The following is a 23,431-nucleotide window of genomic DNA, read 5'->3' as shown; positions in this document are numbered from 1 at the left end:
TAAAAACAGATATATTTTAAGTTATGACAGTGAAATAAAAAATTATGTTCAGCAGATATTTTATTCTACTTCTAGTTATGATAGAAATAAAAGAGAAAGTATTATAAATAAAAACTTAAAAAAATTAACTCATCCATACTATTATGAATATGAACCTTTAAGAAAAATATGCATTCAAATATTAAGGCATGAAAAATTAAAATACGGCAGAAATGATAATACTGTATATGGATTATTATTTGATGGAGCTTGGTTATTTGAAGAATATTTAAATACTTTCTTAGCTAAAGAAAATTTTATACATGCTGAAAATAGAAATTCCAGTAAAGGTATAAATTTGATTAATAATGGCTGGAGAGTTTATCCAGATTTTTATAAATTATCAGATGAAAATAATATAGTTCTTGATGCCAAATATAAAAAATTAAACTATGATAATAATGAAAGTATAGAGAGAAACGATAAACATCAAATAGTTTCTTATGCTTATACACTTAATGCTAAAAAGGCAGGTTTTATTTATCCATTGGAAGAAGTTAATTATAGAAATGAAAATAAAATTATAAAAATAGGTGCTTTAAATAATATTTATAACAGCTATGCTGATTGTACTATATACAAATACGCTTTAAAAATTCCTAATCAAAATTTTAGAAACATAAAAGAGTTTTCTAAAGTTATGATAGGTATTGAAGAAGAATTAAAAAAAGATTTAAATAAATTTTAATTTTTTAGCTTAATTTAACGCACGGTTAATGAATTTTAAATTTAATAAAAATTAGAATTGTATATAAATCGATATTTATAATTTTGTTCAGCGTGCGGGGTATAGACTATAAATTTAAAAAAAATTCTGGGTGGGCAGCTAAAACAACTTTAAAAAATAAAAAAGAAAAATAATATAAAAATTGCATATTATATTGAAAGGATATAGGGCGGGCATATGTAAATTAAATTTAAAAACTTAATTTACATACCCCGCCCTTTATATTTTATAATCAACTTTAAAATTATAATTTTTATATATTTATTGTATAATAAAGAATCATAAGCGCCCGCCCAAGTTTTTTTTAAATTTTAAAACTTATTATAATTAATTTCATTGAAAAAAAAACAATTTTATTATAAAGTATTCAAGGTTAAGTTTGATTTAAAAATCATATAAAAGTATGTTCAAAAATAAAATAAATAGGAGAAATAATTATGGTAGTTGAACCAAAAATATTAAATAATATATGTACTACAGCTCATCCATTAGGCTGTGCTAAAGAAGTGGAAAATCAAATTAATTATGTAAAATCAAAGCCTAAAGTAAAATCTAATGTAAAAAACGCTTTAATATTAGGAGCTTCAGGCGGATACGGACTTGCAAGCAGAATAGCTGTAGCTTATGGATTAGGTGCTAAAACTATAAGCGTATCTTTTGAAAAAGGAGCTACAGAAAGAAGAACAGCAACTCCAGGCTGGTACAATAATGAAGCTTTCTCTGCTTGTGCTAAAAAAGACGCAGTACAAGATAAAAATTTAATATTAGATGCTTTTTTGAATGCTTCAAAAGAAGAAGTTATTAAAGAAGCTAAATCATATTTTAACGGCGAAAAAATAGATTTAGTAATATATAGTTTGGCAGCACCTGTAAGAACAGATGAATCTACAGGAACACTTTATAGATCTGCTTTAAAACCTATAGGTAAAAAATATAATGGAATAGGTGTTGATTTCATTACAGAAGAATTATTAGAAGTTTCAATTGATCCTGCCAATGAAGATGATATAAACTCTACTATAAAAGTTATGGGCGGAGAAGATTGGCAATTATGGACAGATGCTTTATTAAATGCTGATATGTTATCAGAAAATGCTGTTAATATTGCTTATTCTTATATAGGACCAGAAATAACAAAGGCAATTTATAGAGAAGGTACTATAGGAAAGGCTAAAGATCATCTTGAATCTACAGCTCATGCATTAGATAAAAAAATGCAAGAGAAAATCAAAGGACATGCTTATGTATCAGTTAATAAGGCTGTTGTAACTAGATCTTCTGCTGTTATACCTACAGTTCCTTTGTATATAGGAATATTATTTAAAGTTATGCAAAATAAAGGTATTCATGAAGGCTGTATAGAGCAAATGTACAGACTTGTAAGTGAAAAACTTTATAATGGCGGAGCAGTACCTGTTGATAATGAAAATAGAATAAGATTAGATGATTGGGAAATGAGAGATGATGTTCAAAAAGAAGTACTAGATGCTTGGAATAAATTGACAAAAGATAATTTAAAAGAATTAGCAGATTTAAAATTATTTAGAAAAGATTATATGAATATGCATGGCTTTGAAGAAGAAGGTATAGATTATAGTCAAGATGTACAGATATGATAATTAATTAAATTATTATAATTAAAAGCGGAGTTTGAATATAATTTGAACTTCGCTTTTTTATTTTAAAATTGGTTATAAAAAATATATTTAATACGGCTTACATACTTTACATGCAGTATAACCTTTTTCTTTAGCCTCTGATAATGAAATTTGATATGCTTCTCCTTTTATTGTCCTGCAATTTTGAAGATGATATTTTTTACCTGTTTTTGTTATATATACAATATTTTGAGCTATTAAATTAGCAGATATTATAAATATTATTAGAAGCATTATAATTTTTTTCATGTTTTCATCTCTTTTATGTTATAATGTTTATATGATATATAAATTGTATATTTTAATAAACATTTTATATGCGGTTTTTATCTAGTTTTAAAAATAATTTTAATTTTTTTAAATTTAATACTTGACAAAAAATAAAATCATTATATAATACGAAGCATTCCTTAACTAATTTGGAGTTGTAGCTCAGTTTGGTTAGAGCGCCTGCCTGTCACGCAGGAGGCCGCGGGTTCGAGCCCCGTCAACTCCGCTTTTTATTTTAACACGGAGTGAATATAATGCCTAATATAGCTTCTGCATCTAAAAGATTAAGACAAAATGAAGTTAGAAATCTTTATAATAGAAAAATTAAAAGTTTTTTAAATACACAAAAAAAGAAAGTTATTAAATCTATAGATAGTAATGATAAAGCTTCAGCAATGGAAGAATTCAAAAAATATTCAAGTGCTTTAGATAAAGCTGCTAGAAAATCTGTTATACATCTAAACAGAGCTAGTGCTAAAAAATCAGATATGATGAAAAAAATTAATGCTATGAAGTAATATTCATAGTTTCTTTTTAATAAAAGCCTATACATTTTATGTATAGGCTTTTTTATTATATATTTTTTTTACATTTTTCAAAAAATTGTAAAATATGTATGTTTTTTATGTTGCCAATATGCATTTTTTTATTATATTAATATTAACTATGATATTTACTATTTATACTTAATTATATTAATAATTCTCTAATAGAAAAATTAGAATATTTTATTGTAAAAGGAGGCTCTATTATGTTAAAACATCCAAATTCCTTAGACAATTATGATGATTCTTCATTATTAGATGATGAAGAATATAATTCTTTAATTGAAGAGTATAACGAAATTATCAATAATGATAATAATGATGAAGAAAATACAGATATTTAATTTATAGTATAAAAAATTCTAATATTATAAATATAAAATACGAGAATAATTAACGATAAATTAAATATAACTAATAAAAAATAAATATGAAATATATAAAATTGCTACTACTTATACTGATATTTAATATAAGTATATATGCTCAGTCAATAACAGAAAATTCTCTGCCTTTAAGAGCTAAAAATTTTTTGAACCTTAATTTTCCAGGTAATAATATAGAAACTGTAGCATTATATCAAAATGGCGGAGGATATGAAGTAGATATAGATTTTGGATATAAATTCATATTTTATGAAACAGGATTATGGAAAAAAATAAGCATTATAAATGATGAAGCTAAAACTAATGGAATACCTAGAAGCTGCATACATAAATCTATGGTTAATATTATTGATAATGAATATCCTGCTTCTAAAATAACTGATATAGAAAGAAAAGATAAAAATTTTATTATTAAATTAGATGATAAATATCTATTAGAAATAAGCGGATACGGAATTATAATCAGTCAAAAAAATCTAGATCAAGAAAATGAAGCAGTAACTAATAATTAAGGCATAAATTCTTTAGATTTATTGAATGCTATAATGGATTTTTCTATATCTCCCATAGCATTATAGGTATTAGAAAGAAGTATGTATATTTCTTTATTACTATTATCTAATTTTATGCATTCTTCTAATACATATATGGCATTATCATAAAGACCTGCAGAATAGTATACTAATCCTAAATAATAATAAGAAGATGAATGCTTATTATTTATTTCAATAGCTTTATTTAAATTATCTATAGCATTCATATAATCTTTAATCTCATAAAGAGAAATTCCAATATAATAATAAAGCAAATAATCTTTATTATCTATATTTGAAGCTTTAATAAAAGATGATAATGCATTATTAAAATCATTAAGCATAAAAAAACAAAATCCAATATTGAAATATACAGAATAATTATCTTTTTCTACTTCTAATATTTTTTTCAATATATCTATAGATTTTTTGTATTGATATTTATCTTTATATGAAAGAGCAAGCATATATAAACTCTCATAATCATATTTATTAAGCTCCATAGCCCTTTCAAAAGATTCTATAGCTTCATCCATTCTTTTTAGATGATATAATGCTATACCTAATGTACGCCAATTAAGATATTCTTTAGGAGATATCATAAATGATTTATTCAAAACATCCACAGCCTCTTCATATCTTCCAACTTCTATATAGCATTTTCCAAGCCAATTAAGACTAATATAATCATTATTTTCTATTTTATATGCCTTTTCAAGATGCATTATAGCATCATCATAATTTTTTAACTTAGTATATGATATCCCTATAAGTCTCCATATAGAATAATCACTATTATTTATTAATAATGCCTCTTTGAAAAGCTCTATAGCCTCTTTATGATTACCCAATTGAGTATAAAATACTCCAAAGTCCACTCTTGCTTTATAATTATTAGGATCTCTTTTGCATAAATCTCTATGATACGATATCATATTATTTACTTTATCTTGCAAATTATTATCTGATATATCATCCATTATAAATTTATTTTCCCAAAATAAACTTTCATAATATTAGTATAACTACAACTTCATTTTTTTTCAACTTTACTTTATTTAAAATTATTTATTTAGTACTTTAAATTTAAAATAATATGATGTAGAATCAAATAAAAATTGACAAAATTATTATTATTAATATACTATATATAGGTATGTTTAAAAGGAGTATAAAATATGAAAAAAGTTATAATAATAGGAGGAGTTGCAGCTGGTATGAGTGCTGCTGCAAAGGCAAGAAGATTAGATAAAGAAGCTTCTATTACTGTTTATGAAAAAACTGATGTTGTATCTTGGGGGGCTTGCGGTATGCCTTATTATGTTGGGGGATTTTATGAAAATTCAAATACTATGATAGCAAGAACCGCTGAAGCTACAATCAAATCTGGAATAGATTTAAAAGTGAAGCATGAGGTATTAAAAATAGATACTAAAAATAAAAAAGTATTGGTAAAGGATATTGTTAATAATAAAGAATTTGAAGATAATTATGATTCGCTTTTAATAGCTACAGGAGCAAAATCTATAATACCTAATATTGAAAATATAAATATTGGCAATGTATCTACTTTAAAAGAGTTCAATGATGCTATCAATATGAGAGAAAAGATGAAAGATTCTAATATAAAGAATGTAGTAATATTAGGAGCTGGTTTTATAGCCATTGAAGCCGCTCATGCTGTAAAACATATAGGAAAAAATGTTACTATAATACAGCGTTCAGACAGAGTATTTGGAAATAAATTTGATAAAGAATTTTCTGATATGGTAATAGATCATATAAAAGAAAATGTCGATTTGCGTCTTAATGAAAATGTTAAATCATTAGAGGCTGATTCTAATAATAATGTAAAAGCTGTAATTACAGATAAAGGCAAATATGATGCTGATTATGTTATTGTAGCAATAGGAGTAAAACCTAATAGCGATTTAGCTAAAGATGCTGGTATTAAATTAATGGATAATGGTGCTATACTAGTTGATAGGGAGGGAAAAACAAGTATAGATTCAATATATGCTGCTGGAGATTGTGCTAGTATATATGATAGGGTTTTAGATGAGCAAAATTATGCTGCTCTTGCTACTGGAGCAAATAAACTTGCAAGAATGGTAGCTAGTAATTTAGTAGGAGGGCATGAAAAATTTATAGGAAGCCTTACAAGTGCATGTATATTAGCATTTGAACTTGAAGCAGCCCGTACTGGAATAACAGAAGAGGAAGCTAAAAAAAGAAATATTAATTATAAAACTGTCACTGTAAAAGATATAGATCATACTCATTATTATCCTGATTATCAAGACTTGCATATAAAATTAGTATATATGGCAGACAGCAGAAAAATAATAGGAGGACAAATATTAGGAAAGAGAGGAGCCGTATTAAGAGCTGATGTTATAGCCGCTTGTATACATGCAGGACTTACAGTAGATGAACTTGGAATGTTGGATTTATGCTATGCGCCGCCTTTTGCCAGAACTTGGGATTCTTTGAACGTAGTTGGAAATGCTGCTAAATAATTAATAATATCAATCCATTACTAATTAAAAAAGCATTATCTATTTTGTAGATAATGCTTTTTTGTTTTATAAACTATTTTTTATATAGCTTCAGCTTCATTAGAACTCGTATCATTAGAATTAAATTTATCCATATCAACTTCTTTAAATATCTTTCCAGCAGCTGCAGCAGTTATCATACCATCATTAACATTGAGCATAGTTCTGCCCATATCTATAAGAGGCTCTATTCCCAAAAGTACAGCAACTAATCCTACAGGAAAACCCAAAGCAGAAAGGGTAATTAAAGCCGCATTAGTAGCACCTCCTCCAACTCCAGCAATTCCAAAGCTTCCTATAGCAATTATAACAACAGCCTTTATAAGAAAAGCAGGTTCTAAAGGATTAATTCCCAAAGTAGGAGCAATCATAGCAACAACCATGGCAGGATAAATACCAGCACATCCATTTTGTCCTATAGTAACAGCTAATGATGCTGATAAATTAGATATACCATCAGATATACCCATTTTATCCTTCAATGTAGAAACAGTTAAAGGTAAAGTGCCTGCACTTGTTCTTGAAGAGAAAGCAAATGCTAAAGTAGCAAAAGCTTTAGTATAGTACTTAATAGGGTTATATCCGAATATTACAAGTATTATACTATGAACTATAAGCATTATTATTATGGCAATATATGATGCTATTAAGAATTGTCCTAATTGAGCAAATGCATTCAAATCACTAGTAGCCATAAACTTAGCCATAAGAGCTAATACTCCAAAAGGTGTTAATTTCATTACAAAAGCTACTATTTTCATTACTATATCATGTAAAGACTGCATTATTTTCAAAAAGAAATCAAAAACCTCAGGCTTTTTCTTTCTAATACCCAAAGCAGAAGTTCCAACTAAAGCTGCAAAAAATACAACAGAAAGTGTAGGCGATCCTCCCATACCAGCCAAAGCAGCAAATGGATTTGTAGGTATAATATCTAATAATTGCTGTGGTACAGGTCTTGAAGAAAACTCCTCTAATCTTCCCTCATAATTAGAAGCTCCTTGTGATATGTCTCCAACTATAGATTGAAGCTTAGAAGCATCCAAACCAAAACCTTTAGCTGTTAAGAAGCCTATTAAAGCAGATATCGCTGTAGTTATCATTAATATACCTATTATTATAATAGTCATTTTACCCAAATTGGTATTATTACCTTTAATATTAAGCAATGCCATAGTGATAGAAACAAAAATTAAAGGCATAACCAACATTTGTAAAAGCCTAACATAACCATTACCTACTACATTATACCAAACTATACTTTGATTTACTATTTCCATATTAGATGAATAAATTGTTCTAAGTACAAAACCTAAAATCAATCCCAAAACTAAAGCTGACAATACTCTAATAGTAAAATTGATATGCTTCTTTTGCATAAAGTACAATAATCCTATTAAAGCAAGCAATACTATAATGTTAATTACAATATAAATTCCCATACAAATTACTTCCTTTTAATATTTTAATGTCATTTAATATAATATAATTTTAAAAAAATTGATAGTATTAAATCTAAATAACGCACGGTAAATTAATTTTTAGATAAAACAACAAATTTAAAAAAACTTGGGTGGGCAGCTAAAATAAAAATAAAAAACTAAAAAGAAAATGAGAATAGAAATGACAAATTATATTTAAAATCTGGAGGGTGGGCAAATGTAAGTAAAATTTAAAACTTAATTTACATACCCCACCCTTTATTTTTGCTATTTCATTTACATTTTATAATCTTAATTATTTTTTAATCAAAAAAGATATAAATGTACCCGCCCTAGTTTTATTAGATTTAAAAATTAATTACTAAATAGAATATATACTTATTATTTTTAATATTATTTCTGTCATTTTTTCTAAAGACTGAACAGGAATATATTCAAATCTGCTGTGAAAATTTTCTCCTCCAGCTGATAAATTAGGACAAGGCAATCCTCTAAAAGACAATCTTGCACCATCTGTACCTCCTCTAATGGGTCTAATCTTATCCTTTATACCGCATTCATTAAAAGCCTTTTTGGCATTATCTATTAAATGCATATGAGGAAGTATTTTTTCTTTCATATTAAAGTAGCTATCCTTAATATCATAAACAAATGTATTATCACCATATTTCTTATTTAAAAAACTGCAAATATCTTTTATGAATTCTTTTTTATGATTGAACTTTTCTAAATCATGATCTCTTATAATATATTCAAGTTCTGCTTTTTCTTCACTACCTTCTATATGTGATAAGTGATAAAAACCCTCATACTTTTCTGTATACTGAGGCTTTTGCTCTGCTGGAAGCATAGAATTAAATTCCATTGCAAATAAAATAGCATTCTTCATTTTATTTTTAGAATATCCAGGGTGAACATTGACACCATTAACTGTTATTTTACAAGAAGCAGCATTAAAATTCTCATATTCTATTTCACCAATCTCTCCTCCGTCTATAGTATAAGCAAAATCAGCATTAAACTTTTCAATATCAAAATATTCTATACCCTCCCCTATTTCCTCATCTGGAGTGAAAGCTATTTTTATCTCTCCATGCTCTATTGTTTTATCATTCATTAAAATTTCAGCCATAGTCATAATTTCAGCAATACCAGCCTTATCATCAGCCCCTAAAAGTGTAGTACCATCTGTTACTATTAAATCATTGCCTATATATTTATTTAAATTATCAAATTCTCTACTGCTTAAAATGATATTTTTTTCTTTATTTAAAACAATATCTTTACCATCATAATTTTTTATAATATTAGTTTTTATATTTTCTCCTGGTGCATCTTCATTAGTATCTAAATGAGCAATAAATCCTAATTTAGGCTTATCCTCTTTTCCTTTAGATGCAGGTATAGAAGCATATACAAAAGATTTATCATCAACATAAGCATTATCAATACCAATTTCTTTTAATTCACTGACTAAATATTCAGCAAATATTCTTTGTCCTTTAGTACTAGGAGTTTGATTCTCATTTTTACTGTTTGAAGTAGTGTTAAAAGATGTATATTTTATAAATCTCTCATAAGTTTTCATACAATAGTCCTTAAAAATAATACCTATATGTTAACAAAATTATTTAATAATTCAATACATAATTTTCATACCCCGCCCCATAAGATTTTTTACTTAGTATACACATTTTAACTTAAATTAACTTTATTGTTCTATTATAAATATTAACACCCGCCCAAGTGTTGTTTAAATTAAAAAATCTATTAATTGGCTATTTTTTATAATCAAATCAATCAATATTTATAATTTTATTCTGCGTGCGGGTTAATATACAGCAAATTTAAATAAATCTATGGCGGGAGTTATATTTTAATATTAGGCAATTGAAAAAGAAGAAGTAAAAATTTTTAATTTAAATTAAAAAGTATAATATCTGGGCATTATAACAAAGCAAAAAAATAACGGCTGCTAATATTGAATTAACAACCGTTATCTTTATTTATATTCTATTTATTAGCTTTAACTAATTATAGAACAGGACTTTCATGCATAGCTTTTAATCTAATCCATCTTCTATCAACTTCTTTTTGGAAAGCTTCAAGTAAGTCTTGATGTTTAAGAAGGTGTTTAGTTTTACCCATTAATTTTAACCATTCAGAAACAGGAACTTTCTTGTCATCAGTTACCATTTGAGTAATAGTAGTAACACCATGTTCAACCTCATATAAAAAAAAAAAACAGCAATCAACAGAAGCTTTAATAACATCTTTACCCATATCATCAGGAGATTTCCAGTTCAATGGACAAGCGATAAGAAGCTTAACAAAAGCAGTACCATGATGATTAGCATACCATTGAGCTTTTGCAGCCTTTTTAACTAAATCTAAAGGATAAGCCTCACAGCCAGTAGCAACATAAGGTATATGACATCCGGCAAAGATTTGAGCAACATCTTTGTGTCCGAACTGCTTACCAACTTCAGCTTTACCAACATTAGAAGTAGAAGTTCTATGTCCTAACGGAGTAGAGAATGATAATTGGTTACCTGTGTTCATGTATCCTTCATTATCGTATTCTAATATAATCATTTTATGGTTTCTAACAGCAGCACCTATAGAAGGTCCCATACCTATGTCATGTCCGCCGTCACCAGTAACCATTATGAAAGTAGGATCTTCCGGTCCTTGTATTTCACCTCTGCGTTTTCTTTCATGATACATTTCTACTATACCGGAAAGAGTAGCAGCACCGTTTTGGAACAAGTTGTGAACATAAGTAGTTCTATAAGAGCTGTAAGGATAACCTGTAGTAACAACCATAGAACAGCCGGTATGTACTAAAAGAACAACCTCGCCTTCAATACCTTTCATGAAAGTATTAATACCAGAGAAGATACCGCAGCCGTTACAAGCACCATGACCTTGAGCATAACGGTAAGCTTTGCCAGTTAACTCTCTTAGAGGCGGAACTTTAACATCAAGTTTATGAGTTTGTTCATTCATAGTAACAGTAATACCAGATTTCTGACTCTCTAAAGTAAGAGGTTCATGAATAGGTTTCATTTCAACACCAGCATGACCCATATATTGTTCTAAGTAAGAATGTTTAGCAACAGAACCAGGGTTAGCTAATTCTTTTAAACCTAAATCAAATAATTCTTTAGCTTTTTCAAGAGTAAATTCAGTACCGCCAAGACCATAAACTCTGCTAACAATAGAAGATTTATTATTAGGATCATTTTTAAGAGCAGCTCTTATTTCAGTAGACATATTACCGCCCATACCTGAATAAGTATCTTGTCTGTCTCCTACTACAACCACTTTAACATTAGCAAGTAATTTTTGTAATTCTTTTTCTGGGAAAGGACGAATTTGAGTAATAGCAAATGCACCTATTTTAAGGTTAGGATTAGCTTTTCTCATTTCATCAACAGCCAAAGTACCAGTTTCATAAGAAGAACCGCAAAGCATTAAAGCAACTTCAGCATCTTCCATTTTATGAGTTTCTATCGGATGATATTTTCTTCCAGAAAGAGAAGCAAACTCTTCAAATACATCTAATATAATAGCTCTTGAATCTTCTAAAGCCTGAGAAAGCTGTAATTTACTTCCTGTTAATTCATCTTCATTCATGTAAGGTCCAATTGTAACAGGGTGTTTTCCTGGTTCAACAGAAGTAACTTCTGGAGTATAAGTACCTAAGAAGTCTTGAACATCCTTATCATTTTTGAAAAGGTGAATTTTTTTCTTTTGGTGAGAAGTGAAGAATCCGTCTGAAGAAACTATAATAGGAAGTTTAGCTCTTTCAGCAATCTTCAAAGCAAATATATTGAAGTCATAAACCATCTGAGTAGTATGAGCCATAATGATAATCCAACCAGTGTTAAGAGCCATCATTATATCAGATTGGTCACATTTAATATCTAACGGACCAGAAACAGTTCTGTTTACAACGTTTAATACCATAGGGAATCTAGTACCTGATTGAACAGGCAATTGTTCCATAGCAAAAAGAAGACCGTTGGCAGAAGTAGCATTGAATACTCTACCGCCTGCAGTAGTAGCACCGTAACAGATACCAGCAGCACCATGCTCGCCGTCACCAGGGATCATGCAAACAGTGTGTCTTCCATTAGCTTTCATTTCATCCAAGTACTCAGCAATTTGAGTAGATGGAGTTATTGGGTAATAACCCATAACGTGATAATTGATTTGAGCGGCTGCAATGGCTGCTAATTCATTACCACTTTCAAGTATGTTTTCTTGTTCAGCAAGATTATATTTATTAGCCATTTATACGCTCCTTTTATTTTTTGTAACGACTATATGTGAGTTTGCTAACATCACAATTTGCTTCTACTTCTATTCTTAAAGCCTGCTGATCTTTTTCAAATTTACCTGAATAAGGTCCTTTAGGACAAGCTCTAACACATTTTAAGCAGCCTTTACAATACTGATAATCAATACCCATCATGTTCATAGCTGTTTTATTAGGATCTTTTCTGTCTGGTCCTTTTTCCCAAACAATACAAAGGTCCGGACAAACACATTCACACTGAGCACAATCGATACAATTAGCAGGATTGAATACCGGAATATTACCTGTACGTGTAACTTGTAAATCTTTTAAAGTAGAGTTACCTGCAGCATTAATATAACCGCCTGTTAATTGGTTATTTTTACCATAAACAGGTTCTGGTTTTTTGTAAGGTATATATGGATATTTGCCGTCATCTTTAAACTCTTTAACAACAGAGCCGCTTCCGCCTCTTCTGAAAGCTTCAATATTAGGTTCTACTAATTCAGCTTTTCTTCCGCCGAATTGTTTTCTAATTTGCTCTTCAAATTTAGCAGAATCTATGAAGTCAAGCTGATTAACCATAGCACCCATTATAATAGTATTAGCTGCCTGTGAAGGAAGTTTTAAATCATTAGCGATTTTAATAGCATCAACGCAAACTACTTTTCCGCCGTGTAATTTAGCAAAGTCTCTTGCTTCATCAGGTGTTTTATTAGTGTTAAAAATAACTATAGCATCTTCTTTAACGCCCATTAATGTCATAGGGTTTTTAAGAAGATTCATGTGGAATACAGCCACAACATGAGGTTCTTCTACTGTAGAGTTAACTCTAACTTCATCCTCAGAAAATCTTACAAAAGACTTAACTGGGGAACCTTTTTTTTCTGAACCATAACTTGAGAATGCAGCACCATAGAAACCTTGTGATAAAACACCTACTTCTGCAAGCATTTTACCAGCACTGTTGGCACCCATTCCGCCTATACTTTCGAGACGTATCTCGAAAAAGCCTAAATCATTGACTTTTGGGAGTTTCACGATTTTTTCTCCTTTATTTAATTAAAATGAGATTTTGGGAATAACATTAAAGTATAGAATGCTAAATAAACATAATATACATCAATGTTGCTATATTGTACTACAAAAAATATAAAAGTCAAATTAATATATTATTATTTTAATAATATATTAAAGTATATTTTAATAAAAAAATTATACATTATATATATTAATTACTATATTTATTTACATATACAAAAAATATATATAAATAATTTGACATGTAACACTTATATTACTATAATTAACTATATACTGTCAAACTGTATCATCCATAAATAAAACTTCTCAATAAGGGACTACCTATGAAAAAAAAATTCAATAGCTTGGCTATACAAATACCTATAGTCGTTAATATTTTTATAGCATTTCTTCTTTTAATATCCATATCTGCTATTGTTAAAATGTCTAAAAATGCCATAGACGAAGCATCATATAATGGATTTGCCACAACAATAAAAGGATATGCAACATTTTTTGATTCTTTAGTTGAAAATCAATTGATTTTATCAGACACATATTCTTCATTTTCTACCGTTATTTCATACATACAATACAGAAATCCTGAAGAAGAAGCAGAGCTTATAAATTCAATGAGATTTGTTTCTGATAAAAATCCTTATGTTACAAGTATTTCTCTTATAGAAAAAGACGGTACAATAATTAATAACTCTCATGGTATAAATAATGATATAGGAAAGAAAATATCTGAATTGTATCCTGATTTATGGACTAAATATGATGCAGTAAAAAAGCCTACTCTATCAGATTCTATATACAAAAGTGCTGATGACAAATGGATTACAGCTATAATTTCTCCAATATATTCAAAAACAGACAATACATATCTTGGAGGATTGCTTCTTGTATTAGATTGGCAGAAAGTTATTGATGAAATTTCTATAACTGCAGGAGAAGTGCTTACTCATTGGATAAGATTATGGGTATTCAATAAAGATACTTTGCTTGTCATGCATAATGTTCCTAGCGAGGTTGGAAAACTTGCTCCTGTAGAAGTAAAAACCATAGTAAATAATACAGAAGGCAAATTAGAATTTCAAAATGATGGTATGACTAAAGTTTGTTTATATACTGCTCTTAAAAATCAGCCTTGGAAAGTTGCTTTTTCAATGCCTCTTAACTTCATTGAACGTGAAAGTACAAAAATATTAATAATAGGGATTATAATAGGAGTTATCGGCTTAATATTAAGCTCTATTATAGGATTCTTATATATAAAAAATCTAATGCTTCCTTTAAAAGTACTTGTAGCAGAAGCAGAAGAAATGTCAAAAGGTGCATTTATACTTAGAAAAATCAAATTTAAAAGAAATGAAATAGGAGATATTGCATATTCATTCAAGAATATGAGAGATGCTATGATAAAAATTATAAATGAAGTAAATGATACATCTGAAAAAATAAATGCTGCTGCTTTAGAACTTACAAGAGGCAGCGATGATTTATCTGCAAGAACTGATTCTCAGGCTGCTAGTTTAGAAGAAACTTCTTCTGCCATAGAAGAAATGGCTTCTACTATAAAATCATCAGCTTCTCATTCTGTAGAAGGAAATGATATGATGATATCATCCAAAAAAGCTGTAGAAAACGGTGCAAGTGTTATATCTGAGACCACTAAAAATATTGAAGAAGTTTATGAGGCAAGTGCAAAAATCAAAAACATTACAAAAACAATAGAAGATATAGCTTTTCAAACTAATATACTTGCCCTTAATGCTTCCGTAGAGGCGGCACGTGCGGGGGATCAAGGAAGAGGATTTGCTGTAGTAGCAAGCGAGGTTAGAAACTTAGCACAAAACTCTCAGGCTTCTGCAAAAGATATAACATTGCTTATAGAAAACATATATGAAAAAATTAATAAGTCAGCTGAAACTGCCAGGGAATCTCAAACTATATTTAATGACATACAGGAAAAAATAGAAAATACAGCTAAAATAATGCAGGAAATAAGCACAACAGCAGTAGAACAGCAAACAGGAGTTGATCAGGTAAATATTGCAGTATCAAAAATAGACGGCATCACTCAGCAAAATGCTGCCTTAGTAGATGAGACAAGCAGTTCAGCTAAAGAGTTATTAGAACAGGCACAAAATCTAAAACAAATTATGACATTCTTTAAAATGGGATAATATGAAATTGACATTAATTATATTTATAATATAATTTTGCTTTCAATAAATAAAAAAGAACATCGATCTTTATTCAATAGAGATTGATATTCTTTTTTATTTTAACAAAAATTAGGATTATATTATGAAAAAGATATTTTTTTTAATGTTCTTTGCAATATCTATGCAATGCATATTGAATGCACAATCTAAATATACAAATGCTATAATGCCTCAGCTTCCTAATGCATTTGATATGTTTATAGGAAGAGAAGGAAATAATGAACTTCCTCAATACATAAAACCTGATTATTTTAGAGATGATTATAAAAGAACTTTGCCTAATTTAGACAATACAAATTTAGGATTTTTTCAAAAGTATCCGTTAGAATTTCATTTAACTGCAACATTTTCTTATGCCGCACATACTAATACATTTAATTTAAGAGATACATTTGCAACTTTAGGTCAAACATTTCATAATGATTATATACAGTTTACAGGCTTTATAACAGCATTTGGTTATTTCGATACTCATAATCCAGATATAGAATATCCATATATAAAGGGAAATGCAGGACTTTATGACGGAGGAGTACAGGCTGTATTTGTTGATAGAATATTGGTATCAGCTAGAGGAAGAGCAGCATTCGATATAAATACAACTACTTTCATGCTTATGCCGCATTATTATGATACTACATTAAATCCCGCCAATATTGATACTCCGGATTATTATATACCTCAGGTATTAAATGGTCCTGGTATAAGAGTTGGTTTTATAGGAAATCATTATGAAATTGCTTATTCTCAGGGAGATTTCAGACATAGTATTCCTAAAGCATTTTTATTTAGATTTAATATTCCTAATATGGAATTTAGAGTTTTATATGAACATGAAAACAGAATGGAGCCGCAGAATTATCATATAGATTTATTTGAATCTTTAGTTCAGGCTTCTGCTACATTCAGATTTCCTTTGATGAATGAAACTATATGGCTTAATGCTATAGCAGAATATACTTGGAGAGAAGGCGATGCACATTATGTACGTTTTGAACAGGGATTTGAATGGTATATGCTTAATATTGCTTTAAGAGAGATGGTTTATATAAAAGATAAGCAGGCTAAGGCTTATTTAGAATATGCTATATTCGGAAAATTCAAAGCAGGTCCTGCAGAATTTAATGTTGGTTTCCAAGGAGCAACAGACGGAAGATATTATATAGCAGGATATGTTAAATTATAAAAATATTAAAAACGTATAACATCAATAATAAATTTATATTGTGTTATTTTATTTTGATTATATAATAAATATAAAAACCGAATAAATATAATTTTGGAGGTTAAGCAAATTATGAAAAAAAATATTTTTTATATTATACTAGCATTATCCATAACATCAGCTTATCTGTTTGCGGGTTCTATTGCATTAAGTGAATTGCCACGCAGTGCTGTTGCTTTTGCAGAAAAATACTTCCCTGATAATTATCTTTACAGAGCTATGGAAATGGGAGGTTCATATACTTTAATATTCAAAGGCGGATTAAAGATATTTGTAAACGGTAAAGGAGAATGGCAAACTATAAGCGGAGGCGGAACTATTATTTCTATAGATTACTTAGATAGTAAAATAAAAGATACTATAAAGAAAGAATTTGATGATAAAAAAATTGTTTATGTTCAAAAGAGAAGAAAAGACTATAAATTTGAATTAGTTAACGGAAAAAAATTTTATATAGACCTTGAAGGAAATGTAACTAAAAGATAATCATTATAAAATACAATAAAACTCATTATACTGCTGCAAAATTAAATTAATCATTTTTAAAATACGGCAAGTATAATGAGTTTTTTTATTTAATGAAAATTATTCTTTTTGCAAAAATTAGAAGCAGCCTCCATATTCAAATGGGATAATTTAATAAGTCCTTCTTTTATTATTGCTTTCATATTATCATTAGAAAGTTTATAAGCTGTATCAAAATCTTTTTCAGCCTCTTCTACTAATTTTTTATACTCTTCATCGCTAACCTTTCCGTTTCTAATAAAAGCCATTTTAGATTTGGATATTCCTCTGTTGCAGTAACTTTCAGAATAATCAGGATTAATATCTATTGCCTTATCATAAAACTCAATAGCCTCATCATATATTCCTAAATGATTTATAGCCACAGCTTTATTATAATAAGCATCAGCAAAATTAGGCTCTAATTCTATAACCTTTTCAAAATCCGATATTGCAGTTCTATAATCCTCCATAGACATTTCTACAAGGCCTCTGTTATAATATGCTCTGGAATATTTAGGATTAATCTTAATAATCTCATTGAAGTCATCAATAGAACCCTTATAATCTTTAATATTAAATCTGGCATTAGCTCTGTTAAAATATGCTTCTATAAATTCTCTATTTAGATGTATAGCATTGGTATAATCATCTATAGCCTCATTGAAATTACCTAATTTTTCTTTAACATTTCCCCTATTATTATATGCATCTGCAAAATGCGAATTGTACTCTATTGCTTTATCATAATCCTTTATAGCATTCTTATATTCACCTATAGCATTTTTTGATAAGGCCATATTATAATATGCATATGCAAAATGCGGATAAACTTCAATAGCCTTTTGGTAATCTTCTATAGAACCTTTATAATCGCCTATACTAGCCTTTGTGTTTGCTCTTACATAATAAACTTCTTCCAAATTATAATTAAGCTCTATTGCCTTATCAAAATCTTTAATAGCTTCTTCTGCATGGCCGGCACTTCTATTTAATATTCCTCTATTATAATAAGCAGCTGCAAACTTGTCATTAATATTAATAGCCCAAGTATAATCTTCAATAGCCCCTTTATGATCATCTAAATTAGCCTTAGCAGTAGCTCTATTATAATAAGCCTCAGAAATATTAGAATCAAGTTTAATAACTTCTGTAAAATATTCTATAGCTAATTTATAATCCTTCAAATTGAAAGCACTGTATGCTTCCTTAAAAAAACTATTAATGTCTTTATCACTCATAAAAAAACCTAAATATCAAAATATATTAATAATATCGTATTTTATCATTATTATTTTAAAGTATCAATCAATAATGTAAAAACTTTTTCATCTATAGACATAGCTTTCTGCATTTCTTCAACAGAAATATCCGCATTATCCATCATATTATTTACTTTAGTGCCATACATATAAGCTATAATTTCAGACAAACGGTCTATTTCTAAAGGACTTAAATTTGTAAAAGCATACCTTAAATTAGGTACAATTTCTATAAACTTATCCTCATCCAATTTTTTTACAATATTATCTATACTGTCTATAATAACATTATTTATAAATAGTATGTCCCTAGCAACTAAGAATATACCGGATAAAAAATAAGCTAAAATATCAGATGAAGATGATTCTAAAAAATTAGAAATTATGCTGGAAAACTCTTCTATAGTAAATCTTCCGGATTTATATTTAACTGCCAGACAAACAGCATATATATGAGAGCTTCCGAAAGTGCTTTCAAGCATTGAATCTATTTTATCATTAAGTATATCAGCATCGCACCAGCTTGGATGTTCTAAAGTAAATGAATATAAATTTTTTATATAATGAGAATTTTTTAATGCCTCTTCTTCCTGTAAATTCTTCATAGAATCCATATTAACTACAGAAAGTACAAATACCTGTTTTGCTATATTTTCTATTATTGGAAGTATATCATAATTACCAAATAAAGATTCTCTGTCTTTAGATAAGTTATCATTAATAATCTCCATATTAGCTAAATATGATAAATTATTTAAGCAGGTACAAAGACTTATAAAATTACTGTCCGTAAATATTATTTTTTCTATTGCTGAATAATTATTTATTAAAAATCCGTAAAGCCCCATAACATTAGCTTCTATCATAAGTTTAGAAACTTCTCCAGCATCCAAATTAGAATTAAGTTTTTCTATTATAATATTTGATGCTAATTCTTCTATTGTTACTCCGTATACTGATTTATCTATTAATAATGCTTCAACTGCTGTTTTATATTCATATTTCCAAGTCTCACGTGCTAAGTTTTTATTAACTTTATTAACGTAATCAGGGCCTCTTATTAATTTACAAAAATTAACATTCAAAAAATGCATTTGATGAAAAAATTTGCTTTTTTCAAAATGATCTTTACTTTTTAAAATATCAAGTACAGTTTCAGTTTCTTCCGATTTATCTATTTTTATTCTATACTCTTTACATTTATTTCTAAAATCAATTACAACAGGCGGAATAATACTTTTAGAAGATACCTGCCCATTAGAAATACCGGAAAGAAGTTTTAACATCAAATCAAGATTGCTTGTATTTTCTAATGATATCTCCCCTTTTACAAAAGCACTTTTAGCCGCATCTATAAGTTCATAAACACCAGCAGATTCTTTTCCTCTTAATTTGGCAAGATTAACAGCCATATAATAAGCATTGATACAGTCAGGAATTGTAACATTATGATTATGTCTGTCTATTCCTGCCGCCTTTATAATAAATGACTGCACTACATTCAAAAATGCCTCATTCAAATTCTCTTTAGAGCTTTCTAATTGTTTATACACAAAGCCATAAAATGCAGGAAATTCTATGCCTGCTCTGTATCCTCTTCTGCTGTCTGCTTCTTCAAATGAATAAGGTATTAAATAATTAGACGAATTGGAAACTATATACTTTTTTAATGATTTACATTCTTTATCTATAGTTTTACAATCTTTTAATTTATCTATTATGCCTTTCGTGTGAAAACTTCCTGTAATTACTAGAACTTTATTATATTTCTCTAATGCCTCATAAATATTTTTGGCCATTACATATTCTCTGTTTCGAGTCTCTAAATCCTCATCTTCTATCAAACGCATATAATAACCAAGAGCATAAACACTTTTAATAAAATCAATACTGCTTTTTAATATTCCGTTTATTTCAAAATCCCTCTCCCAAAGTTCCGCAAAACTTCTAAGTCCTGCCTTTTTGGTGAGTTCAACTGTATAGGTATTAACATTAAATTTATTGTCATCATCATCGTATACAGATATTAATTTCTTCTTTTTTATATCCTGATTACTTTTTGCATCTTCCAAGTCTTCATTATCATTTTCTTCATTATTATTTTTATCATCTGTTTCAAGATATGCATTTTCTATCATTGATGCATAAGGCATATCAATGAAAGCACAGTAAATATTTCTATTATGAGCCTCTTTTATAGCAGCAAACTCAGGCGAATAATCTAAAAAAGGATAATAGCATCTGTATTTTTCATTATCATTATCAATATAGCTTGAATAAATACAGAAAGGGGCTTTAGTGTCCTCCTCAACCATATATTCCATTAAATTATTACAATCGCTTGGACCTTCTATAAGTACTGCTTCAGGTTTAAAATCTTCAATAATATTCTTTAAATGATAAGAGCAGGCTGGAGAATGATGCCTTATAGGAAAAAACATTATATTTTCTTTTATGCTTTGTGAAAAATCTGATTCAAAATTGTTATTATCTTTATTATTTTTTTTCATTTATATAAACTCTTTCACTTTTAAAGAAAATAGACATAATTTTTATAATTGTACAATACAAAATATTATAATGCAATGATTAGATTTAAATAAAAAGTATAGAAAAAATATTAATAATATTTTTATTTCAATTTCTTGGCTTATTTTTCAAAAATGCTTGTTTAACTAAAGGGTGGGCGGGCGGGATATATAAAATATATAATTATGTGTATGTAATTATGCTGAATAATTTTTAATCTTGTATTTAATGTACTTGAAATATAAAATATATGTGATATAATACATTGCTTTTGATTAAATTAAATATGGAAATTAAATTATGAATGATAACGATAAAAAAATAGAAGTATTTGAGAATTACCCAGTATATAAGGCATTAATAACATTAGCACTTCCAACTATTTTTGGCATGATGGTAAATGTATTTTATAATATGGTTGACACTTTTTTTGTTGGTAAAACTAATGACCCCAATCAAGTTGCGGCAGTGTCATTAACTATGCCAATATATTTGCTGCTTATGGCTTTTGGTGCTATATACGGCATAGGAGGAGCTTCATATATTTCAAGAAGTTTAGGAGCTAAAAATTATGATAAGGCTAAGCAAACTTCTTCATTTGCATTTTTTGCAAGCGTAGCTACAGGATTAGTATGTATGACTGTATTTTTAATATTTATGAAGCAGATACTTAAATTATCCGGAGCTAGTATCAATACATACCAATTTGCCAAAGATTATTTAATGATAGTTGCTTTCGGAGCTATTTTTGTTATTTGCCAGATGTCTATGGGACAGATAGTGCGTTCGGAAGGTTCTTCCAAAGAGGCTATGATAGGAATGATATTGGGTACGGTTATTAATATAATATTAGATCCTATAATGATACTTTATATGAAGATGGGGGTTGCAGGTGCTGCTTGGGCTACAATAATAGGAAATGCATGTTCTACATTTTATTATATTTGGCATATAGCTAAAAAAAGCACATTTCTATCTGTAAAGTTAAAAGATTTTTCTATGCATGATGATATATTAAAAAATGTTTTTGCTATAGGACTTCCTGTATTTATAAATAATGTACTTATGAGCTGTGCTAATATATTAATAAATAACTTTGCTTCCGGATACAATGATAATGTAGTGGCAGGACTTGGAGTATCTCAAAGAATATTTATGCTTGTTATTTTAGTATTTATAGGACTTGCTCAGGGTATACAGCCTTTCATTGGTTATAATTTTGCTGCTAAAAATTATAAAAGAATGAATGCGGCAATAAAACTTTCATGCTTAGTAAGTTTTATATTAGGTTTTATATTTTTATCATCAGCGTTTCTGCTTGCAAGTCATTCTATAAGAATATTTATAGATAATGACGAAGTTGTAGAATACGGAGTTAAGTTTTTAATGGCTAGTTATTCTGTTGCTCCTATAATAGGTTTTCAATTTGTATTCATGTCTACATTTCAGGCATTAGGAAAAGCTTTGCCTTCTTTAGTACTTTCATTAAGCAGACAGGGCATAGCATTTGTTCCGGCTATAGTGATAGGAACTAAGTTTTTCGGAATTAACGGTATAATATGGGCTCAGCCTATAGCGGATATAGTATCGATAATATTAGCGGGTATAATGTACATATACATTTATAAAACCATGAAAAAGAAACATGCTTTAGAAAACAATCAAGAGGCGGCAGTATAAATAATTAATAATACGTTATTAATTATAGCTTGATAATTAAGTCAAAACAGAATTAATATTATTTAGTTATATTTAAAGCGATATATTTTAAGGGAGTATATAATTTAAGTTAAAAATTTATTTACATACCCCGCCCATTATTTTTTATAATTTTAATTAGCCATTTTTGTTTTAATTTCTTTACAGCTTAAATAGATATTTCTGCACCCGCCATAATGTTTTTTAGATCGTTAACTATTATTCACACACAAAAAAATTTATTTTTATTATAAATGAATTAAATAAAAGTATTTACACCATAAATGAAATTGTATTATATAATTTCATTTTGTAATTACAAGGAATAGTTTATAGGGAATATTATTTTTTACTTCACATATATAGTTTATTTTTATTTATAAATAAAACTTGCATTATAACAAAAATATAATATAATACTAAATATGAATAATTATAACTTTAATAATTTAAGACTTAATTCTCAAGTCAAGTCAAGTCAAGTCAAGTCAAGTCAAG

At 28.2% G+C, this 23,431-nt stretch carries 17 protein-coding genes, 1 tRNA gene and 1 pseudogene; 11 read left to right on the top strand and 8 right to left on the bottom strand.

Annotation, left to right across the window (positions count from 1 at the left end):
- Positions 1-727: pseudogene (locus Q0J90_RS03190) on the top strand (restriction endonuclease); the annotation flags it as partial.
- Between the two features lie 476 nt (positions 728-1,203).
- Complete coding sequence (gene fabV, locus Q0J90_RS03185; protein WP_297276534.1) at positions 1,204-2,382, top strand: enoyl-ACP reductase FabV; 1,179 nt, start codon at positions 1,204-1,206, stop codon at positions 2,380-2,382.
- 90 nt (positions 2,383-2,472) lie between these two features.
- Here fabV and Q0J90_RS03180 read toward each other — a convergent pair whose 3' ends face one another.
- Positions 2,473-2,673: a hypothetical protein gene (locus tag Q0J90_RS03180; protein ID WP_297276533.1), complete on the bottom strand. Its 201-nt coding sequence runs from the start codon at positions 2,671-2,673 to the stop codon at positions 2,473-2,475.
- 172 nt (positions 2,674-2,845) lie between these two features.
- On the opposite strand from Q0J90_RS03180, the gene Q0J90_RS03175 reads away from it, so the two are divergent.
- The 4 genes from Q0J90_RS03175 (at position 2,846) to Q0J90_RS03160 (ending at position 4,137) form a co-directional block, all read left to right on the top strand.
- Positions 2,846-2,920: transfer RNA gene (locus Q0J90_RS03175), tRNA-Asp, on the top strand.
- 28 nt (positions 2,921-2,948) lie between these two features.
- Positions 2,949-3,212, top strand: a complete 264-nt coding sequence (gene rpsT / locus Q0J90_RS03170) for a 30S ribosomal protein S20 (protein WP_297276532.1) — start codon at positions 2,949-2,951, stop codon at positions 3,210-3,212.
- A gap of 233 nt (positions 3,213-3,445) precedes the next feature.
- Positions 3,446-3,583 (top strand): hypothetical protein, encoded by a 138-nt coding sequence (locus Q0J90_RS03165; protein ID WP_297276531.1) that lies wholly within the window; start codon positions 3,446-3,448, stop codon positions 3,581-3,583.
- An 86-nt stretch (positions 3,584-3,669) separates the two neighbouring features.
- Positions 3,670-4,137 carry a PepSY-like domain-containing protein gene (locus Q0J90_RS03160; protein WP_297276530.1) on the top strand — a complete coding sequence of 156 codons (468 nt, stop codon included), beginning with the start codon at positions 3,670-3,672 and terminating at the stop codon, positions 4,135-4,137.
- On the opposite strand, the gene Q0J90_RS03155 is transcribed toward Q0J90_RS03160, so the two are convergent.
- Positions 4,134-5,138 (bottom strand): tetratricopeptide repeat protein, encoded by a 1,005-nt coding sequence (locus tag Q0J90_RS03155; protein ID WP_297276529.1) that lies wholly within the window; start codon positions 5,136-5,138, stop codon positions 4,134-4,136. The two genes, Q0J90_RS03160 and Q0J90_RS03155, sit on opposite strands and share 4 nt — an antisense overlap.
- A 198-nt stretch (positions 5,139-5,336) precedes the next feature.
- Between Q0J90_RS03155 and Q0J90_RS03150 the strand changes: the two genes are divergently transcribed.
- Positions 5,337-6,677 (top strand): CoA-disulfide reductase, encoded by a 1,341-nt coding sequence (locus tag Q0J90_RS03150; RefSeq protein WP_297276528.1) that lies wholly within the window; start codon positions 5,337-5,339, stop codon positions 6,675-6,677.
- Positions 6,678-6,757: 80 nt separating this feature from the next.
- On the opposite strand, the gene Q0J90_RS03145 is transcribed toward Q0J90_RS03150, so the two are convergent.
- From Q0J90_RS03145 to Q0J90_RS03130, 4 genes are all read right to left on the bottom strand, one after another.
- Complete coding sequence (locus tag Q0J90_RS03145; protein ID WP_297276527.1) at positions 6,758-8,158, bottom strand: cation:dicarboxylase symporter family transporter; 1,401 nt, start codon at positions 8,156-8,158, stop codon at positions 6,758-6,760.
- 361 nt (positions 8,159-8,519) lie between these two features.
- A complete protein-coding gene (gene pepT / locus Q0J90_RS03140; RefSeq protein ID WP_297276526.1) occupies positions 8,520-9,746 on the bottom strand; it encodes a peptidase T in 1,227 nt (408 codons plus the stop codon).
- A gap of 446 nt (positions 9,747-10,192) precedes the next feature.
- Positions 10,193-12,457, bottom strand: a complete 2,265-nt coding sequence (locus Q0J90_RS03135; protein ID WP_297276525.1) for a thiamine pyrophosphate-dependent enzyme — start codon at positions 12,455-12,457, stop codon at positions 10,193-10,195.
- Positions 12,458-12,470: 13 nt separating this feature from the next.
- Positions 12,471-13,502, bottom strand: coding sequence for a 2-oxoacid:acceptor oxidoreductase family protein (locus Q0J90_RS03130; protein ID WP_297276524.1), 1,032 nt, complete (start codon positions 13,500-13,502; stop codon positions 12,471-12,473).
- A 326-nt stretch (positions 13,503-13,828) separates the two neighbouring features.
- Here Q0J90_RS03130 and Q0J90_RS03125 point away from each other — a divergent pair, with 326 nt between their 5' ends.
- The 3 genes from Q0J90_RS03125 (at position 13,829) to Q0J90_RS03115 (ending at position 17,426) form a co-directional block, all read left to right on the top strand.
- Positions 13,829-15,673 carry a methyl-accepting chemotaxis protein gene (locus Q0J90_RS03125; protein WP_297276523.1) on the top strand — a complete coding sequence of 615 codons (1,845 nt, stop codon included), beginning with the start codon at positions 13,829-13,831 and terminating at the stop codon, positions 15,671-15,673.
- 124 nt (positions 15,674-15,797) lie between these two features.
- Positions 15,798-16,901, top strand: coding sequence for a hypothetical protein (locus Q0J90_RS03120; protein WP_297276522.1), 1,104 nt, complete (start codon positions 15,798-15,800; stop codon positions 16,899-16,901).
- A 111-nt stretch (positions 16,902-17,012) separates the two neighbouring features.
- Positions 17,013-17,426: a PepSY-like domain-containing protein gene (locus Q0J90_RS03115; protein WP_297276521.1), complete on the top strand. Its 414-nt coding sequence runs from the start codon at positions 17,013-17,015 to the stop codon at positions 17,424-17,426.
- An 89-nt stretch (positions 17,427-17,515) separates the two neighbouring features.
- Here the strand turns inward: Q0J90_RS03115 and Q0J90_RS03110 are convergent, their stop codons facing one another.
- Both Q0J90_RS03110 and Q0J90_RS03105 read right to left on the bottom strand, forming a co-directional pair.
- Entirely contained in the window at positions 17,516-18,685 is a 1,170-nt protein-coding gene (locus Q0J90_RS03110) for a tetratricopeptide repeat protein (RefSeq protein WP_297276520.1), read from the bottom strand.
- Between the two features lie 50 nt (positions 18,686-18,735).
- Positions 18,736-21,216: a DUF5682 family protein gene (locus Q0J90_RS03105; protein WP_297276519.1), complete on the bottom strand. Its 2,481-nt coding sequence runs from the start codon at positions 21,214-21,216 to the stop codon at positions 18,736-18,738.
- Positions 21,217-21,535: 319 nt separating this feature from the next.
- Here Q0J90_RS03105 and Q0J90_RS03100 point away from each other — a divergent pair, with 319 nt between their 5' ends.
- Positions 21,536-22,915: an MATE family efflux transporter gene (locus Q0J90_RS03100; RefSeq protein ID WP_297276518.1), complete on the top strand. Its 1,380-nt coding sequence runs from the start codon at positions 21,536-21,538 to the stop codon at positions 22,913-22,915.
- The last annotated feature ends 516 nt before the right edge of the window (positions 22,916-23,431 follow it).

It is taken from the genome of uncultured Brachyspira sp. (assembly GCF_944390595.1).
Taxonomy (GTDB): domain Bacteria; phylum Spirochaetota; class Brachyspiria; order Brachyspirales; family Brachyspiraceae; genus Brachyspira.
The sequence above is the reverse complement of the archived record's forward strand: the minus strand, read 5'-3'. Positions and strand labels throughout refer to the sequence as shown.